At 37.9% G+C, this 16,259-nt stretch carries 14 protein-coding genes; 7 read left to right on the plus strand and 7 right to left on the minus strand.

All coding sequences use genetic code 11. The annotated features are described in order from the left end of the window. Positions 1 to 22: 22 nt before the first annotated feature. Complete coding sequence (locus I5J82_RS04400; RefSeq protein WP_198766832.1) at positions 23 to 1,378, minus strand: MATE family efflux transporter; 1,356 nt, start codon at positions 1,376 to 1,378, stop codon at positions 23 to 25. A gap of 115 nt (positions 1,379 to 1,493) precedes the next feature. Continuing rightward, complete coding sequence (locus tag I5J82_RS04405) at positions 1,494 to 3,218, minus strand: glycoside hydrolase family 13 protein (protein WP_198766833.1); 1,725 nt, start codon at positions 3,216 to 3,218, stop codon at positions 1,494 to 1,496. 335 nt (positions 3,219 to 3,553) lie between these two features. On the opposite strand from I5J82_RS04405, the gene I5J82_RS04410 reads away from it, so the two are divergent. The 5 genes from I5J82_RS04410 to I5J82_RS04430 all read left to right on the plus strand — a co-directional run bounded on the left by I5J82_RS04410 (position 3,554) and on the right by I5J82_RS04430 (position 9,818). Further along, positions 3,554 to 4,822, plus strand: a complete 1,269-nt coding sequence (locus tag I5J82_RS04410) for an extracellular solute-binding protein (RefSeq protein ID WP_198766834.1) — start codon at positions 3,554 to 3,556, stop codon at positions 4,820 to 4,822. Positions 4,823 to 4,969: 147 nt separating this feature from the next. Then, positions 4,970 to 6,232, plus strand: coding sequence for a carbohydrate ABC transporter permease (locus tag I5J82_RS04415; RefSeq protein ID WP_198766835.1), 1,263 nt, complete (start codon positions 4,970 to 4,972; stop codon positions 6,230 to 6,232). 1 nt (position 6,233) lies between these two features. Next, complete coding sequence (locus I5J82_RS04420) at positions 6,234 to 7,070, plus strand: sugar ABC transporter permease (RefSeq protein ID WP_198766836.1); 837 nt, start codon at positions 6,234 to 6,236, stop codon at positions 7,068 to 7,070. Between the two features lie 28 nt (positions 7,071 to 7,098). Further along, positions 7,099 to 8,634 carry an alpha-amylase family glycosyl hydrolase gene (locus tag I5J82_RS04425; RefSeq protein ID WP_198766837.1) on the plus strand — a complete coding sequence of 512 codons (1,536 nt, stop codon included), beginning with the start codon at positions 7,099 to 7,101 and terminating at the stop codon, positions 8,632 to 8,634. A gap of 155 nt (positions 8,635 to 8,789) precedes the next feature. Next, positions 8,790 to 9,818, plus strand: coding sequence for a LacI family DNA-binding transcriptional regulator (locus I5J82_RS04430; protein WP_198766838.1), 1,029 nt, complete (start codon positions 8,790 to 8,792; stop codon positions 9,816 to 9,818). A gap of 98 nt (positions 9,819 to 9,916) precedes the next feature. On the opposite strand, the gene ligD is transcribed toward I5J82_RS04430, so the two are convergent. Genes ligD through ku form a run of 3 tightly spaced genes read right to left on the minus strand, consistent with a single transcriptional unit; the run spans position 9,917 to position 12,656 of the window. Continuing rightward, on the minus strand, positions 9,917 to 10,837 hold the full coding sequence (ligD, locus tag I5J82_RS20285; protein WP_233096403.1) for a non-homologous end-joining DNA ligase: 921 nt from the start codon (positions 10,835 to 10,837) through the stop codon (positions 9,917 to 9,919). Next, on the minus strand, positions 10,810 to 11,772 hold the full coding sequence (locus I5J82_RS20290; RefSeq protein WP_233096404.1) for an ATP-dependent DNA ligase: 963 nt from the start codon (positions 11,770 to 11,772) through the stop codon (positions 10,810 to 10,812). The genes ligD and I5J82_RS20290 overlap by 28 nt, the downstream gene beginning before the upstream one ends. Next, positions 11,769 to 12,656 (minus strand): non-homologous end joining protein Ku, encoded by an 888-nt coding sequence (gene ku / locus I5J82_RS04440; RefSeq protein WP_198766839.1) that lies wholly within the window; start codon positions 12,654 to 12,656, stop codon positions 11,769 to 11,771. The genes I5J82_RS20290 and ku overlap by 4 nt, the downstream gene beginning before the upstream one ends. 290 nt (positions 12,657 to 12,946) lie before the next feature. On the opposite strand from ku, the gene I5J82_RS04445 reads away from it, so the two are divergent. Next, positions 12,947 to 14,080 carry a histidine kinase N-terminal domain-containing protein gene (locus I5J82_RS04445; protein ID WP_198766840.1) on the plus strand — a complete coding sequence of 378 codons (1,134 nt, stop codon included), beginning with the start codon at positions 12,947 to 12,949 and terminating at the stop codon, positions 14,078 to 14,080. A gap of 65 nt (positions 14,081 to 14,145) precedes the next feature. Here the strand turns inward: I5J82_RS04445 and I5J82_RS04450 are convergent, their stop codons facing one another. Both I5J82_RS04450 and I5J82_RS04455 read right to left on the minus strand, forming a co-directional pair. Continuing rightward, a complete protein-coding gene (locus I5J82_RS04450; protein ID WP_198766841.1) occupies positions 14,146 to 14,283 on the minus strand; it encodes a DUF3941 domain-containing protein in 138 nt (45 codons plus the stop codon). Positions 14,284 to 14,339: 56 nt separating this feature from the next. Next, on the minus strand, positions 14,340 to 15,203 hold the full coding sequence (locus tag I5J82_RS04455; RefSeq protein ID WP_233096405.1) for a DegV family protein: 864 nt from the start codon (positions 15,201 to 15,203) through the stop codon (positions 14,340 to 14,342). A gap of 160 nt (positions 15,204 to 15,363) precedes the next feature. On the opposite strand from I5J82_RS04455, the gene I5J82_RS04460 reads away from it, so the two are divergent. Then, on the plus strand, positions 15,364 to 16,230 hold the full coding sequence (locus tag I5J82_RS04460; protein WP_198766842.1) for a YitT family protein: 867 nt from the start codon (positions 15,364 to 15,366) through the stop codon (positions 16,228 to 16,230). Positions 16,231 to 16,259: the final 29 nt, after the last annotated feature.

Consider the following 16,259-nt stretch of genomic DNA (forward strand, 5'->3'; position numbering starts at 1 on the left):
TTTTGTTCTCCGGTTTTTGTATTTATGCAGTTGCTTCTTGTTTGACGACTAATTGTTTTTGCCATTTTCTTTTCCGCCATCTAGAAAGCATAAAGAGTCCCCGCAGCCATTCATCTGCAGTGAAGGCTAGCCAGATCCCTATTAACCCTAGATCAAAAGTAATGCCTAACAAGTATGCCAGTGGTACGCTAACTCCCCACATAGATATGACACCTATTATGACTGGGAACTTAACATCACCAGCAGCTCTTAAACTTGAAATGATAACAAGGTTAAATGAACGGCCAGGTTCGAGTAACAGAGTTAAGTATAAAAGTATGGTACCTTCCTTAATAATCTCTGGATTGTCTGTAAAAATAGACAGAAGTGGCTTTGCAAATAAAGAAGCTACACCTGCCATAAGGAAACTTATGATCATGGCGTAAGTCTGACTTTTAAGACACATCTTATAAGCAGAGTCGTACGACTTAGCACCAATTAAATGACCGATTAATATCTGTGTACCTTGACCGATCGCTACGGCGAAAAGGAAGATAAACATCATAATATTAAACGTATATACCTTTGTAGTAAGTGCCGTTGTACCAAGCAGCGTAATGAAGAACGTGATCAGCATCTGAGATCCGCTGTAGGAAAGGTGCTCTCCGGCTGATGGCAATCCTATTTTTAATACACTCTTAATATGAAGAGGGAATAGTTTGAACGAACTCGCAAAAGGCAGTGGGATAGAAGAGCGCTTGAACAAAAGATATAGAATGACAACTAAGCCTAAAAACCGACTAACAGAGGTTGAGATCGCTACACCTTCAACACCTAGTATTGGAAAACCAAAAGCTCCAAAGATAAATAAATAGTTTCCAATTACGTTTAAGATGTTCATTCCAATCGTCACGTACATAGCATCTTTCGTAAAACCGTAACTTCTAATAGCAGCTCCGATCGTCATGATGACAGATTGGATAAATGAAAATCCTCCAACGATCATAAGATAGCTCGATGCTTCCGCCATTAACTCTGGTGGAGTATTCATCCATTTTAAAAACACATCGCCAAAGATTAGTAATGCCCCACTTAAGAGTAATCCAAAAAGCAAGTTCCCTAAGATCGCAACCACAGCTACTTCAGCAGCAGTTCGTTCAAGTTTAGCGCCTATTGCCTGTGCAATAACAACACTTGCTCCTGTAGCAACAAACCCGAACATAACGATTACGATCGATAGCAGTTGATTAGTAAGACCGACAGCGGCCACTGACTGATCAGAATATTGACTGAGCATAAGAGTATCAGCGTTCCCCATCAACATATGAAGCATAATTTCAATAAATATTGGCCACGTTATGGCAAAAAGGGAAAGCTTAGCAGCTTTGTTGCCTTTCATGTAAATCCCTCTCCATCGTGTTTATATTGTATGGTTTTAACATTTACCTATTGTATCAGGTATGGGTACGGACTGAAATAAAATCCCCTCACTTTTTACAGTGAGGGGAGTATGTTTATTTTTTTCGATAGATACTGAAACTATATCCAGGGAGAGAACCTGAGAATGATGTCCCCAAAATGTTTGAGTAGCCTTCAGGGATTTCAATGGAAAGATCAGCGGTTCTTTGACCAGCATTTAAAAGAATCCATACACTTTCTTCATCGGTTGATCGCTCATATACTAATGTTTGCTCGTCAGCATTGATAAACTTTAATTCACCGTCATTGGCTAGGACTTTGTGGTTTTGGCGAAGAGAAAGCAATGATTGAATGTGTTCAAACAGATCTAAATCTTGTTTTTTTTCATCCCATTCCATACATTTTCTGCAACCAGGATCATTTCCACCGGTCATACCGATCTCATCACCATAATAGATACAAGGAGTTCCTTTAAAAGTTAACATCAATAGAAAAAGCAACTTCATCTTATTCTTATTTTCATCACAGAACGTTAGAACACGCTTTGTATCGTGTGAACCTAAAAGGTTAAACGCAGCTTCGTTTACGTTTTCAGGATACATGTGAAGAACAGCCGTCATTTTTTCAGCAAAAACTCTTGCATCAATCGTTTCTTTTGCTACAAAATCAAGTGCAGCATTTGTGAAAGGATAGTTCATGACAGCGTCGAACTGATCTCCATGTAGCCAGTTCATTGAATCATGCCAGATTTCACCTAAGATATAGGCATCTGGTTTGACAGATTTAACAGCTGTTCTGAATTCTCTCCAAAAAGAATGATCAACCTCATTTGCAACATCTAATCTCCACCCATCAATATCAAACTCTTCCACCCAATAGCGAGCAACCTTGAGCAAATATTCGCGGACCTCTGGGTTTTCAGTGTTTAGTTTAGGCATAGATTTTTCAAAGGCGAACGTATCATAATTTGGGCGTGGTTCAGTCTGGATTGGAAATTCTCTTAAATGGAACCAGTTCTTGTAAGTAGAATTTTCTTGGTTTTTTAATACATCCTGAAACGGTTCAAAATAGTATCCGCTATGATTAAACACAGCATCGAGCATGACTTTAATTCCGTTTTCATGGCAAACTTTCACTAGTTGCTTAAACGTTTCTTTATCACCGAATTGTGGATCAATCTCTAAATAATCAATCGTATCGTACTTATGATTAGACTTCGCTTTAAAGATAGGTGTGAAATAGATCCCAGTCACACCAAGTTTAACGAGGTGATCAATGTGATCGATCACACCTTGAAAATCTCCGCCGAAGAAATTATTAAACTTTGGTTCTTCGCTTGCCCATGGAAGTGAACCTTCAGGATCGTTGCTCGTATCTCCATTTGCAAATCGTTCAGGGAAAATTTGATACCAGACCGTATCCTTCACCCAAGAAGGGGCACGAAATACATCAATCCCATTTAAGAATGGAAAACAAAAATAATAAGCCGTGTCATCAAAAGGAGCTTCTTTATAGAAACCTTTTTCAGTGTACACCAACGTTTCTGTACCGCTCTTCAGTTCAAATCCATAGCGTAAACGGCGAAACGGGGGGCTGATAGCAATAAAATAGTAATCAAAATATTCATCTGTACCTGTTCGAGTCATGAGCGACCGAGACGTTTGCCAGCCATCTTTCGTCCAGTCATAAGGATCACCGTGAATGAACGTTACAGAATCGACATCTCCTTTTTTTGTACGAAGACGGATGTGAAGGGTGGTCTCATTATAGGCATAGGCATAATTGTTACCTGCTCTGTGATAGATTGCTTCTTTTAACATATTTTGCTCTCCTCTCAGTCTCGGCAATAAAAATGGGGCACAACCTATAGAAACTAGGTTGTACCCCTAAGGAACGTACATTGCCTTCAACTTGTAATGGTGATAGTATAAACCGCTTTCAATAACAAAATCAAGGGAAATGAAAGCGAAACCAAAAATAATTAAAAAAGTATTGTAAAAATTCAAAGCATAGGTATAATGAAATTGAGCAGGTAATGCAATCGTTTTCATAAACAGCGAAAAACTTTATAAGAAGACAGAAAAACATTTTTTTTGCTAATTTGTGCAAACGTTTGTATGCTTTGATCTTTTAACAATAATAGGGGGTACATTTGATGAAAAAGTTATTATCATTGCCTTTAACTTTTGCTCTTGCTGCAAGTGCGTTAGCTGCTTGCGGACCGCAAGAAGATAGTTCTTCTACAGGCGGCAAGAAAGAATCGGCTGCAGACAAGCCTGAAAAATTAGTAATGTGGGAAGACCAAGAAAAAGGTGCTGGAACTAAAGACGCGATCAAAAAGTTCGAAGACAAATACGGCATCAAAGTTGAATTAAAAGAAATCCCAATGCTAGATCAACAAGAGAAGCTTCGTCTTGATGGACCAGCTAAAAAAGGACCGGATGTTATTACAACTCCGCATGACCGAATTGGACCATTAGCGATCGAAGGTCTCATCGCACCAATTAAAGTATCTGATGATGTAACAAAGCTTTACACTGAATCTTCAATTAACGCATTAACATATGATGGAAAACTTTACGGACTTCCAAAATCAACTGAAACACCTGTTTTCATCTACAACAAAAAATTAATGCCTGAAGCACCTGAATCTTTTGATGATGTACTTGCATTCTCTAAAGGTGACAAAGGTGGAGCACAGTATGGCTTCTTAGCTAACTGGACTGACTTCTACTTTGCAAATGGTGTACTTTCTGGATATGGAAGCTATGTATTTAAAGACGACAACGGAACTTTAGATGCAAAAGACCTTGGTCTTTCTAACGAAGGTGCTGTTGAAGGATTAGAGTATATCACTAGCTGGTACAAAGACGGCTTATTCCCTAAAGGAATCATCGGTGAAAAAGCTGGCCCTACGATTGACGGTCTTTTCCAAGAAGGTAAAGTTGCTTCTGTAATGAATGGACCATGGTCTTTCCAAGGCTATAAAGATGCTGGAATCGATATCGGTGTTTCACCAATGCCTAAACTTCCAAACGGTGAAGATGTAAAAACGTTTATCGGTGTTAAAGGTTACAACGTAAGCCAATTCTCTCCTAACCAAGAGTGGGCTGCAAAGCTTGTTGAGTTCATCACAAACGAAGAAAACGCTAAGACTCGTTTTGAGAAAACAGCAGAGATCCCTCCAATCGTATCTTTAATGGAGGACCCAATCATCGCAGACAACGAAGCAGCTAAAGCTGTAGCCGTTCAATCAGAACGTGGAGTTCCAATGCCTAACATTCCTGAAATGGCAGAAGTTTGGGCTCCAGCTGCAAACGCACTTCAATTATCTGCAACTGGCAAGTCTGAGCCAAAAGCTGCTCTAGAAAGCGCAGTTAAGACGATCGGACAAAACATTGAAGCGAACCACGGTAAAAAATAATAAGCAGTAACTGGAAAGCGGTACCCAGACGTCGCGGGTACTGCTTTCTCTAACTATTGTGTGTGTTGGAAAGATTTCACTTATGTATGGGTCCTAAAATCTTTCGAACAATACACAAAAGTGGGGAAAAGAAAGGGGAAACCTGTAATGACACACCGTAAGACGGCAGCTTTGCTGTCAATCATTCCAGGAATGGGGCAATTTTATAACAAGCAATTTGTTAAAGGTTTCGCATTCTTGTTTTTGGCAATTTGTTATTTTATAGCATTTCTTGATTTTCTAAACATTGGACTATGGGGAATTGTAACGCTTGGAACGGAAGTACCTAGAGATCACTCCATCTTCTTACTTGTTAACGGCGTAATCTCTATACTTGTAGTAGGCATTGGATTAGGATTTTACTACTTTAATATCTATGATGCCTTCCAAAACGGTAAAAAACGTGATAACGGCGTAAAACTTAACACACTAAAAGAGCAATATCACAATGTAGTAGACAAAGGGTTTCCTTATTTAATGGTTGGACCTGGATTTTTATTGTTAATCTTCGTTGTTATTTTTCCAATCATCTTTATGTTGTTGTTAGCATTTACGAACTACAACTTATACAACTCCCCACCAGCAAAGCTTGTTGACTGGGTTGGATTTAAAAACTTTATTGAAATTTTCTCTTTAGACATTTGGCGTGAGACGTTTATCTCTGTATTTGCCTGGACGATTATCTGGACATTCACGGCTACAACACTTCAAGTTTCTGTAGGTATTTTCTTAGCAGTTGTATTGAACCAGAAAGAAATTAAGTTTAAAGGGATCATTCGTACACTATTGATCTTGCCTTGGGCTGTACCTGCTTTCGTATCGATCTTAATTTTCTCAGGTCTTTTCAATGATACATTCGGAGCGATCAACCAATCTATTTTAGCACCATTTGGAATCGATTCCATACCTTGGATGACTGATCCTTTCTATACGAAGGTGGCTTTAATCTTTATTCAATCATGGCTCGGTTTCCCGTTCATCATGGCGATGACAACAGGTGTGCTTCAGTCTATTCCTGGTGAACTTTATGAAGCTGCAACTGTGGATGGGGCATCGAACTGGGATAAATTCCGTAAGATCACACTTCCGATGGTCTTATTTACAACAGCACCAATATTAATTACGCAATACACGTTCAACTTTAATAACTTTAACGTTATCTATCTATTTAACAACGGTGGACCTGCAGTAGCTGATCAAAATGCAGGTGGGACAGACATCTTGATCTCTTGGATATACAACTTAACAATGACTTCAGCACAATACAGCAAGGCTGCAGCTGTAACTGTATTATTATCTTTAATCATCGTGTCACTGGCATTGTGGCAGTTTAGAAAGACGAAATCATTTAAGGACGAAGGAATGATTTAATATGAGTATAAAAACAGCAAGAAGAATACGATTAACTCTGTCCTATCTAGTTTTATTGTCAGCGATTGCAATCGTGGTCTATCCAATCCTTTGGGTAATAGGTTCTTCCTTTAACCCTGGGAACACTTTATCCAGTTCGACGATCATTCCCAAAAATGCGACTCTCGCTCATTATAAAGAGCTATTTGCTGAGACTGACTATTTGATCTGGTACTGGAACACATTAAAAATTTGTTTTATTACAATGGTTCTTTCTGTTATCTTTATCGGCTTAACGGCTTATGCATTCTCAAGATATAAGTTTGTTGGACGTAAGAATGGCTTGCTTCTTTTCTTAATTTTGCAGATGATTCCACAATTTGTAGCTATTCTTGCAATCTATATTCTTGCTTATCAAGTAGGATTGCTTGATACACACTTTGCCTTAATTCTTGTATATGTTGGTGGTTTAATCCCAATGAACACATACTTGGCAAAGAACTATTACGATACGATTCCAAAAGAACTAGACGAATCTGCGCGAATTGACGGCGCTGGTCACTTTCGTATCTTTTGGCAGATCATCCTGCCGCTTTCAAAGCCAATCTTAGCGGTAATCGCACTATTTAGTTTCATCTCACCGTTCGCTGATTTTATCTTAGCGTCCATTCTGATCAGTTCAGATGAAAAGATGACACTTGCGGTTGGTCTGTTTAACATGATTAAGAATGAATTCGGCAACAGTTTTACATTGTTTGCAGCGGGTTCTGTATTAGTAGCGATTCCGATCGGTCTCTTATTCTTATCATTGCAGCGTTACTTTATCTCTGGCTTAACTGCTGGCGGTACAAAAGGTTAATCACAGCCTAACTATAGGAGGAACGGCGATGGGCAAAAGAATGATATTCTTGGCTATGTCGTTTCTTCTTTTTTTATCTGTTCAAAATAAAGCGCTTGCAGAAAAAAAGGAAGAACGATCATGGAAAGACGAAACGATCTATTTTATCATGGTGGACCGGTTTAATAATGGAGACAAAGATAACGATTTTGATGTTGATCTTAATGACCCTGCAGCATACCATGGGGGAGACTTCAAAGGGATCATGGACAACCTTGATTATCTAGATGATCTTGGTGTTACAGCCATCTGGCTGACCCCTGTGGTTAAGAATGAACCAGGAGGCTATCACGGTTACTGGACGGAGAATTTCTATGAAACAGAAGAACATTTTGGTTCAAAGGATGAGTTGAAACAGCTTGTAAAAAAAGCACATGATCGTGATATAAAAGTGATATTAGATCTTGTTGTAAATCATACAGGATATAAACATCCTTGGTTAGATGAGGAGTCAAAAAAGAATTGGTTCCACCCAGAGATGGAGATCGGCAACTGGGATAACCAAGAAGAAGTTGAGAACGGTTGGCTTGCTGGATTACCTGATCTTAACACAGAAAACAATGAAACGCGTAAGTATTTGCTCGACATGGCTGAATATTGGATCAAAGAAACAGATATAGATGGCTACCGTTTGGATACGGTGAAACATGTGCCAAAAGATTTTTGGCAAGAGTTTTCAGAACGTGTTAATCGGGCTAAGCCCGGATTCTATTTGATCGGTGAAGTTTGGCACAACGACCCAAGATATATTGCTGAGTACAATAAAGCTGGAATTCAATCGTTTGTAGATTATCCCTTGTTTAATGAGATGGTTCGTATCTTTAGACAAAGTGGCCAATCGCTTTCCGAGTTGAATGCTGTATGGGAGCGAAACAAGTTTTATTATAAAGATCCGTATACGTTAGGAAACTTTATAGATAATCATGATAATATTCGATTCGTGCGTGAATCACTGCTGAAGCAAGAAGATCCAGAAAAAAGGCTCAAGCTCGCTCTTACTTACCTATACTCGGCACCTGGTATTCCTATCCTCTATCAAGGAACAGAGCATATGATGGATGGAGCCAAGGATCCTGATAACCGCCGTATGATGGATTTTTCTCAAAATAAGGAGTTCGAAACATTCACATCAAAATTAGGAAAGCTTAGACAAAAACATCCGGCACTTAGACGTGGCGATTATTCGTTGATTGTTGATAAAGATGGAAAAGCCGTCTTTAAACGAAAATATCAGGATGAAACACTTTATATCGCTTTTAACAATGATAAAAAGAAGTCTGCTATTTCTTTCTCGGATAAAAGCCTTCATAATAAAAAACTTGTGAGTCTGTTATCAGACGAAGAGATAAAGGTGAACGATACTTCTGTTGAAATGAATATGGCTGGGGAATCAGCTGATATTTATACTGTACAAGAAGCAGATTCCGATTGGAAGCTCTACTTAATAGCAGCAGCAATAATCTTACTATTGTTGAGTTCTTTCTATATTTATAATAAAAGAAAAAAACGCGCTTTAAAGAGTTGAAAAGTCTTATAACGATTCAATTTACAAAAAAAGTCGAAAACATTAAAAGTGGAAAGGAATTAATATTTCTTTTTTCCTACGAACGCTATACAATTATTGATGGAATTAAGTAAGCGTATACACTATGCCAAATAGTCTGAAAGGAGGACTATACCATGTCAGTTACGATAAAAGACGTAGCAAAATTAGCAGATGTTGCACCCTCAACCGTTTCAAGGGTAATCGCGAATAATCCTCGTATATCTGAAAAAACAAAGAGAAAAGTAAAAGAAGCGATGGACTATCTTGGCTATCATCCAAACTTTAACGCTAGAAGTCTTGCAAACCGAAGCACACAGGCGATCGGACTTGTCATGCCAAGTTCTGCTGACAAAGCTTTTCAAAATCCGTTTTTTCCAGAAGTAATCAGAGGAATAAGTACCATTGCACATGAACAAGAATACGCTCTATACATGTCGACAGGAAATACAGAAGATGAAATCTTCGAAGGTGTTGTACGAATGGTACAGGGTCGTCGAGTGGATGGTATCGTAATGCTGTATTCACGTGTAGATGATCGAATCATGTGTTACCTACAAGAGCAGAAATTTCCTTTCACAGTAATCGGTAAACCGTTTAAAAACGCCGAGACTATCACACATATAGATAACGACAACTTCAAAGCTGCTCAAGAAATGACAGAGTATCTGATATCACTCGGTCATGAACGAATTGGATTTGTAGGAGGAAATTTAAATCTAGTTGTAACCATCGACCGACTATTAGGCTATGAAAAAGCCATACGAAATGCGGGTCTGCCATATAAAGATGAATACATCGTGCATGAAGAGTTCTTAAAAGAAGGTGGGCAAGAAGCGGTTAAGGAGCTTCTCGCTTTACAAGAGCCTCCGTCAGCACTTCTTGTTATTGATGACGTTATGTCCTTCGGTGTGCTGAGCACTTTAAACGAGCTTGGGGTTAGCGTACCCGATGATATCTCATTACTAAGTTTCAACAACGTAATGTTATCTGAACTCTCATCACCTTCACTAACATCTGTAGACATCAATATCTTTAAACTCGGTTATGAAGCGGCTAAGGGACTGCTAGAATGTATTCAATGTCCAGAAAAAGAAGCGAAACGAGTAGTCGTACCATTTCAGTTGATCGAAAGACAAACGTGCAGTAAGGTTAGCGGGAAGTGACGGTCAGCTTGATAAATTTGAGCTGGGTTTAAAAACTTAACCCTCAATATCTACAAAGTAAACCAAAACAGCCTCTAGGAAGATAACTTCAAATCTTCTCAGAGGCTTTTTTCGTTTAGAGCCTTAATGACAGGTAGGATAGGCTGTTTGCTTTTACAAGAAAAAAAATCTTTAAACGGGTCACCTATATCTTTTATCCGATCAATGATTGAAGTAAGCGGAAACTGCTCAGGCTTTAATGAAGCATTCACTTCATTCCAGTATAGAGGAGTAGCAACTAAAGCATCATCGTTTCCTCTTACAGAATAGGGAGCAATAATCGTTTTGCCTTCTGCGTGCTGAATGTAATCAACATAGCACCGGTTCCCACGGTTCTTTTTTAATCGTTCGATCGTAAACCATTTCGGCTCACGTTCGATTAAATATTGCGCAAGAAACTCTGTGAATAGTCGTGAATCTTCGAACGTAGCTGCTTGTTCAGGTAATGGTATATAGATCTGCATCCCCTTATTACCACTTGTTTTGATGAATGTGGTGAGATGTAACTTGTCACAAACTTCCTTTATCATTAGCGCGGCTTCTACCGAAAGATGAAATTCCTTACGAGAGGGAGGATCTAAATCCATCACGATCTCTGAGGGGTGAACATTTTCAACTGTTCGATAAGGAATGTGAAACTCAAATGCGAGCTGGTTTCCTAACCAGAGCAATGTAGGTAAGTTATTACAAACGATATAATTAATATCTTCTTCCATATCCGTATGTACATAGTGAGGGGCATAATCTGGACAATTCTTTTGATAGAACTTTTCCTCACTTACTCCATGAGGATATCTAATGACCGTTAAAGCACGTTCTTTTAAAAATGGCAGCATATAAGGCGAAATTTGGGTCAAATAATTAATATATTCAACTTTAACAATATCTTGATCCGGCCAAAGTGGTTTGTTAGGGCTTGTTAAAGTTACGATTTCACCGTTTACGTTAAGATCTATTTGTTCTTTTGAAGGCTTTCCCATGTACATTCCTCCCAGTTTGTATCAAAACGGAATGAAACAAACCTTGGCTGTCTCAACTGATTTTTATATAGTTCTAAATATGAGAGTTCTACACAGATAGACGGCTCTATCAAAAAGAGAGATCCGTTCCTGCTTGCAATATTTTTCTTAATAATTTGAATCAATGCTTCCTTCTCTTGAGGAGAAATGCCATGAGAGAATAATCCGACAAATTGAACGGAATGATCTTTGATCACGCCAACATGAAAAAAACCGTTCTCTGTATCATAACCTAACAAAATAAAAGGATGGAATTTAAGATTTTTTACTTTGATCCATTCATTTGTTCGAATCCCTGGATTCCATTTACTTGAAAGCTTTTTTGCTACAATTCCTTCACTTTTATCAATCTGAACTCTATTCCTGATTTCAGAACTTCTTGAAGTGAAATTAATAAAGTTTAGACGGCTATCGGTTGAGATCTTATTAGTTTGAACACCTGTAAGCTGAAGCAGATTTTGCAATTTTTCTTTTCGATCTAAGAATGAATGTCGATGAATGTACTCACCCTCTATAGCGAGCAGATCAAACGCGCAATAAGAAGAAGGATATTGTCTAGAAGCTTGTTCAATTTTATCAGGTTGTTTTAATCTGCCTCTTTTTTGAATGAGTTCAAAATTGGCTTTATTTTCGTTTTCAAGAATACATAGTTCTCCATCTAAAAGAATAGGAAATAAGTGTTTAACGTTATTCTCGAGCGTTTTTAGGTGATCTACAACCTCAGGAAAAATAGTATGAAAAGGATGACCGTTTCTAGATGTCATGATAACATTCGCATGATCCCAAAAAAGTAAACATCTAAAACCGTCATATTTAATTTCATATACCCAATGATTCTCTTCAGGCAATTCGTTTGAAAGAGAAGGAAGCATGGGCTTTAAAAAGTGTTGAATCATGAACTAGCTTTTTTCTTTGCAGTTGATTTTTTCTTCTTCGGTTTAGGTTCTGTAGAATCTTTGCTTTTTTTAGAAGCTGTTTCTTTCGTCTTCTTACCATTGTCAGACGATTCTTTTCCTTTACTCTCATTGATGGAAGCTTGAAGTGCTTCCATTAGATCCACAACATTTGTTTTTGGCTTTTCTTTTGCAACCTTTACTTCATCACCAGAAATTTTGCTGTTGATCAATTCGAGAACCGCTTCACGATATTCGTCTGCATACTTTTCAGGCTCAAACGGAGCTGTTAAATGTTCGATAAGCTGTTTGGCCATCTCAACCTCTTTTTCATTGAGTGAAACTTCATCAGTTAAACCGGGAACATGATCAACATTTCTAACTTCATCTGGATAAAAGATGGTTTCAAGAACTAAGCCATTCTTGTAAACGCGAACGGCAGCAAGGTGTTCTTTTGATCGAAGTGTGAATTTAGCAAGTCCGATCTTCCCGGTATCTTCCATAGCTTTTTTCAAGAGAGCGAAAGATTTTGTGCCGTTCTCGCCAGGTCCAACGAAATAAGAACGATTATAAAAGATGGGATCAATCTCTTCTAATTTAATAAAATCAATGATCTCGATCGATTTATCAGATACACCTGCTAATTCATCAAGTTCTTCTTTTTCAACAACTACAAATTTTCCGGGTTCATATTCATAGCCTTTAACGATTTCTTTGGAATCCACAGTCTCTTCACATACAGGGCAAATCTTTTCATATTGAACAGGACTATGACACTTTTCATGTAAATATCTCATTTTAATATCTTTATTTTCAGTTGCGGCAAACAACTTGATCGGTATATTCACAAGACCAAAGCTAATTGCACCTTTCCACATCGTGTGCATGAAGACCATCCTTTCAAACTCTTTTACGAATAGTTTCTCCACACAAATCAACATCATGTATATTTTTCCATAGTTTATACAGATTTCGACAATGCATTGTAGAAATATGCAATATCATTCATAATGAGAATAGAGTTTTTTCAATAGGCTTTTTTCTAAATGCTGTTGCTATTTGAATGTTCTCTTTTAATTTCTATGCAAGTTGATTGAAACGAGCAACCTGAAGCGCAAATCAACTACTTTCGGATAGCAACAATACGAAAACAGCCTTTCAATAAAGGGTGATAACATTGGATAGCAGTACAAACATACAAACGAATACAGAACTTGCTCAATTCTTGAAGATGCAAAAGACAAGCATAGTTGAAAAATGGCTGGAAAACGTACTGTTGCCTCAAAATGACCCTTTCTTTGAAGAAGTGAAAAAGAACGGTCATCAAACAATCATAGAATTAATTAATTACTTAGAGACAGGGTCATTGGAAAGGCTAAAAGCATTAACAAGCAAAATTGCCAAGGAACGGATCGAAGCCAAAGCAAACGTAGGGGATTTTGTTCACAACATCAACGTTGGCAGGAGCATTGTTTATGAACTTTTAATGTGTTCACTTTTAAATGACCAATTAAAAGGTGACGGAGTATTAAAGATGCAGCGGTATTTTGATCAGCTCGTCTTTTTGAGTGTAAAAGAATATACAGCACTTAAGGATTCGATCATTGACCGGAAAAACCAGTTCATCCAAGAGATGCATCACGATCGGCTAACTATGCTTGGGCAGATTGCAGCTAGTTTTGCTCATGAATTCAGAAATCCTCTTACCTCTGTTAAGGGCTTTATCTACCTTTTACAAAAAGAATTAGATAAAACAGACCAATCAGAATATTACTTTGAAATTATTCAAAATGAGATGCAAAGCCTTGAAGAAAAGATTACGCAGTTTCTCTATTTATCAAAAATGAGAGGCTTACAAGATAAACTTGAGAAAGTCTCGTTATCAACACTTTTGAAGGAAATGCTCAACTTTATGTATCCTCGTTTTACCGAAGCGAATATCGTGACCATTTCTCAGATCGAGAATGACGTGTACACCGAGGGAGACAGTTCACAGATCAAACAAGTGCTATTAAACATTTTAGTGAATGCCGTCGAAGAATTAAGCGGATGGAATGGTGAGAGAAAGATTAAAGTTTCAATAAGGAAAAATGAAGACAACATGGCAGAATTATCAATCTGCAATAATGGTAATCCGATTCCTGATTATTTACTTGAAAACGTGTTTGAACCTTTTGTTACGACAAAGTCACTTGGAACAGGACTTGGACTTTCGGTTTGCAAACAGATCGTTGAAAAACATAGCGGAACGATTGAAGTATGTTCAACGAGAGACGATACTTGCTTCACGATAAAATTCCCAATCATTTAATTACAGCAGACAAATAAATGAACATGAAAAAAGCTCCCTTTCATAAGGGGGCTTTCTTACGATCTTTACAGATGATCAGGTTTTTTTGAAAAAGGTTGCTTTCCTTTTTGTTTGCTTTCAAGCTCAGCTTCATTTTTCATTTGATTCATTGCCTGGTTATCTTCTGGTCGTTTATTATTGTCTTTCGTATTACGATGTGTCATAAAAATCCCTCCTGACTCTAACATCTGTCAGAAGGGGATTCATTATGCATCATGTTTTAAGATACTTTTTTAGGTGTATTTAAGAAGAATAAAGCAATTGTTCCGGGGCCAGCGTGTGCACCTATCGCACAGCCGATCATCGTAACTAAAATGTTTTTATTTCCTGTTTCTTCTATTATTAAATCTTTTAGAGCTTTCGCCGTTTCAATATCATCTGCATGACTGATGCCGATAGTAATGTCATCAAGCGTAGAAGCTCTTTCTTTCATGATTTCTACCATGCGCCCAAGGACTTTTTTCTTTCCACGCAGTTTTTCAAGTGGAAACAGTTTTCCGTCTTCCATATGAAGAACAGGTTTGATTTTTAAAAGTGTCCCCATAACTGCTGCCGTTTTGCTCACTCTGCCACCGCGCAATAAATATTCAAGGTCATCAACGGTAAAAATATGTTCAAGGTGGTTCTGATAGTGTTGAAGCGTATGAAGAATCTCTTCAAAAGATTTTCCTTCTTTCGCTTCTTTCGCTGCTTCATAAACCATTAATCCATATCCTAATGATGCAGATTGACTGTCAAAGACTTCTATTTGAGCGTTTGGATATTCTTCAAGTACTTCATTTTTCATAAGCATAGCTGTCTGATAGGTACCACTTATGCCTGAGGACAAAGTAATATAGATGGCAGGCTGCCCATTCCTAGCAAATGAAGTTAATGTTTCTTTAATCATTGATGGTGGGACTTGTGCTGTTTTAGGAACGGCTCCTTCCTTCATATATGTATATAGCTGTTTTGGTTCGATGTTAGATCGATCTAAGTACTCTTCATCATTTACCTGAACGATTAGAGGCAACATGATAATCTCGTATTCATCCAATAGTTGTTTAGGTAGATCAGATCCTGTATCGGTTATTATTGTAGTCATTATTGTTCACCTGCTTGGCTTTTTTCTTTAGTTTAACTTGTGATGGAATGAAAAGGCAATGATCATGTTTGAAAAATAGCTCTAATGACTATTGACGCGGGGTATCTTTATCTGTTAAAAATGAATCTTGGATTCATGAAAAAAGGAGGGACTCTCACTTATGACAGAACGTTTTCGCTTAAACGATCTAGGTATAACTGAAATTAAAAAAATCTTTTTTATCATTGTAGGAGCCCTGCTTAATGCCGTCTCACTTAACATGTTCTTAATACCGGCAAAGGTTTATGCGAGTGGATTTACTGGTGTTTCCCAGTTGATTTCATCACTGCTAGTTAATACGGCTTTTCCGATCAGCACTGGTATTTTGTACTTATTATTTAATATTCCTGTTACGATTTTAGGCTGGCTGAAAGTAGGAAAGTCATTTACGGTATATAGCTTTTTGAGTGTCATTATGATCACTGCATTTCTAGAAATCATACCAATTACAGTGGTTTCTTCAGATATCTTATTGAATGCGGTATTCGGTGGAGTTATAGCTGCATTAGGTGTTGGGATTACGTTGAAGTATGGAGCTTCAACTGGAGGACTCGATATCATTGCAATGATCTTATCAAGAATGAAGAATAAACCGATCGGTGGTTATTTCTTTATTCTCAATGGTTTAATCATACTCGCAGCAGGTTTCCTTTTTGGCTGGGAGAAGGCGTTATATACGCTTGTAGCTCTCTATGTATCATCACGTGTTATTGACGCGGTACATACGCGTCACGAAAAGTTAACAGCGATGATCGTTACCAAGAAGGGTGATGAGATCCAACAAGCCATCCACGGTAAGATGGTTCGCGGAATTACAATCGTACCAGCAAAAGGAGCATTCTCTAAACAAGATAAAGAGATGCTTATCATTGTAATCACACGCTATGAACTTTATGATCTAGAGCAAGTGCTTAAAGAGGTAGATCCGAATGCCTTCACAAATATCGTACACACAACAGGCATCTACGGCTTCTTCAGAAACGACTAAGGGGTCTGACCCCACACAAATACAAAAAC

Source organism: Fictibacillus halophilus (genome assembly GCF_016401385.1).
Classification (GTDB): Bacteria; Bacillota; Bacilli; order Bacillales; family Fictibacillaceae; genus Fictibacillus; species Fictibacillus halophilus.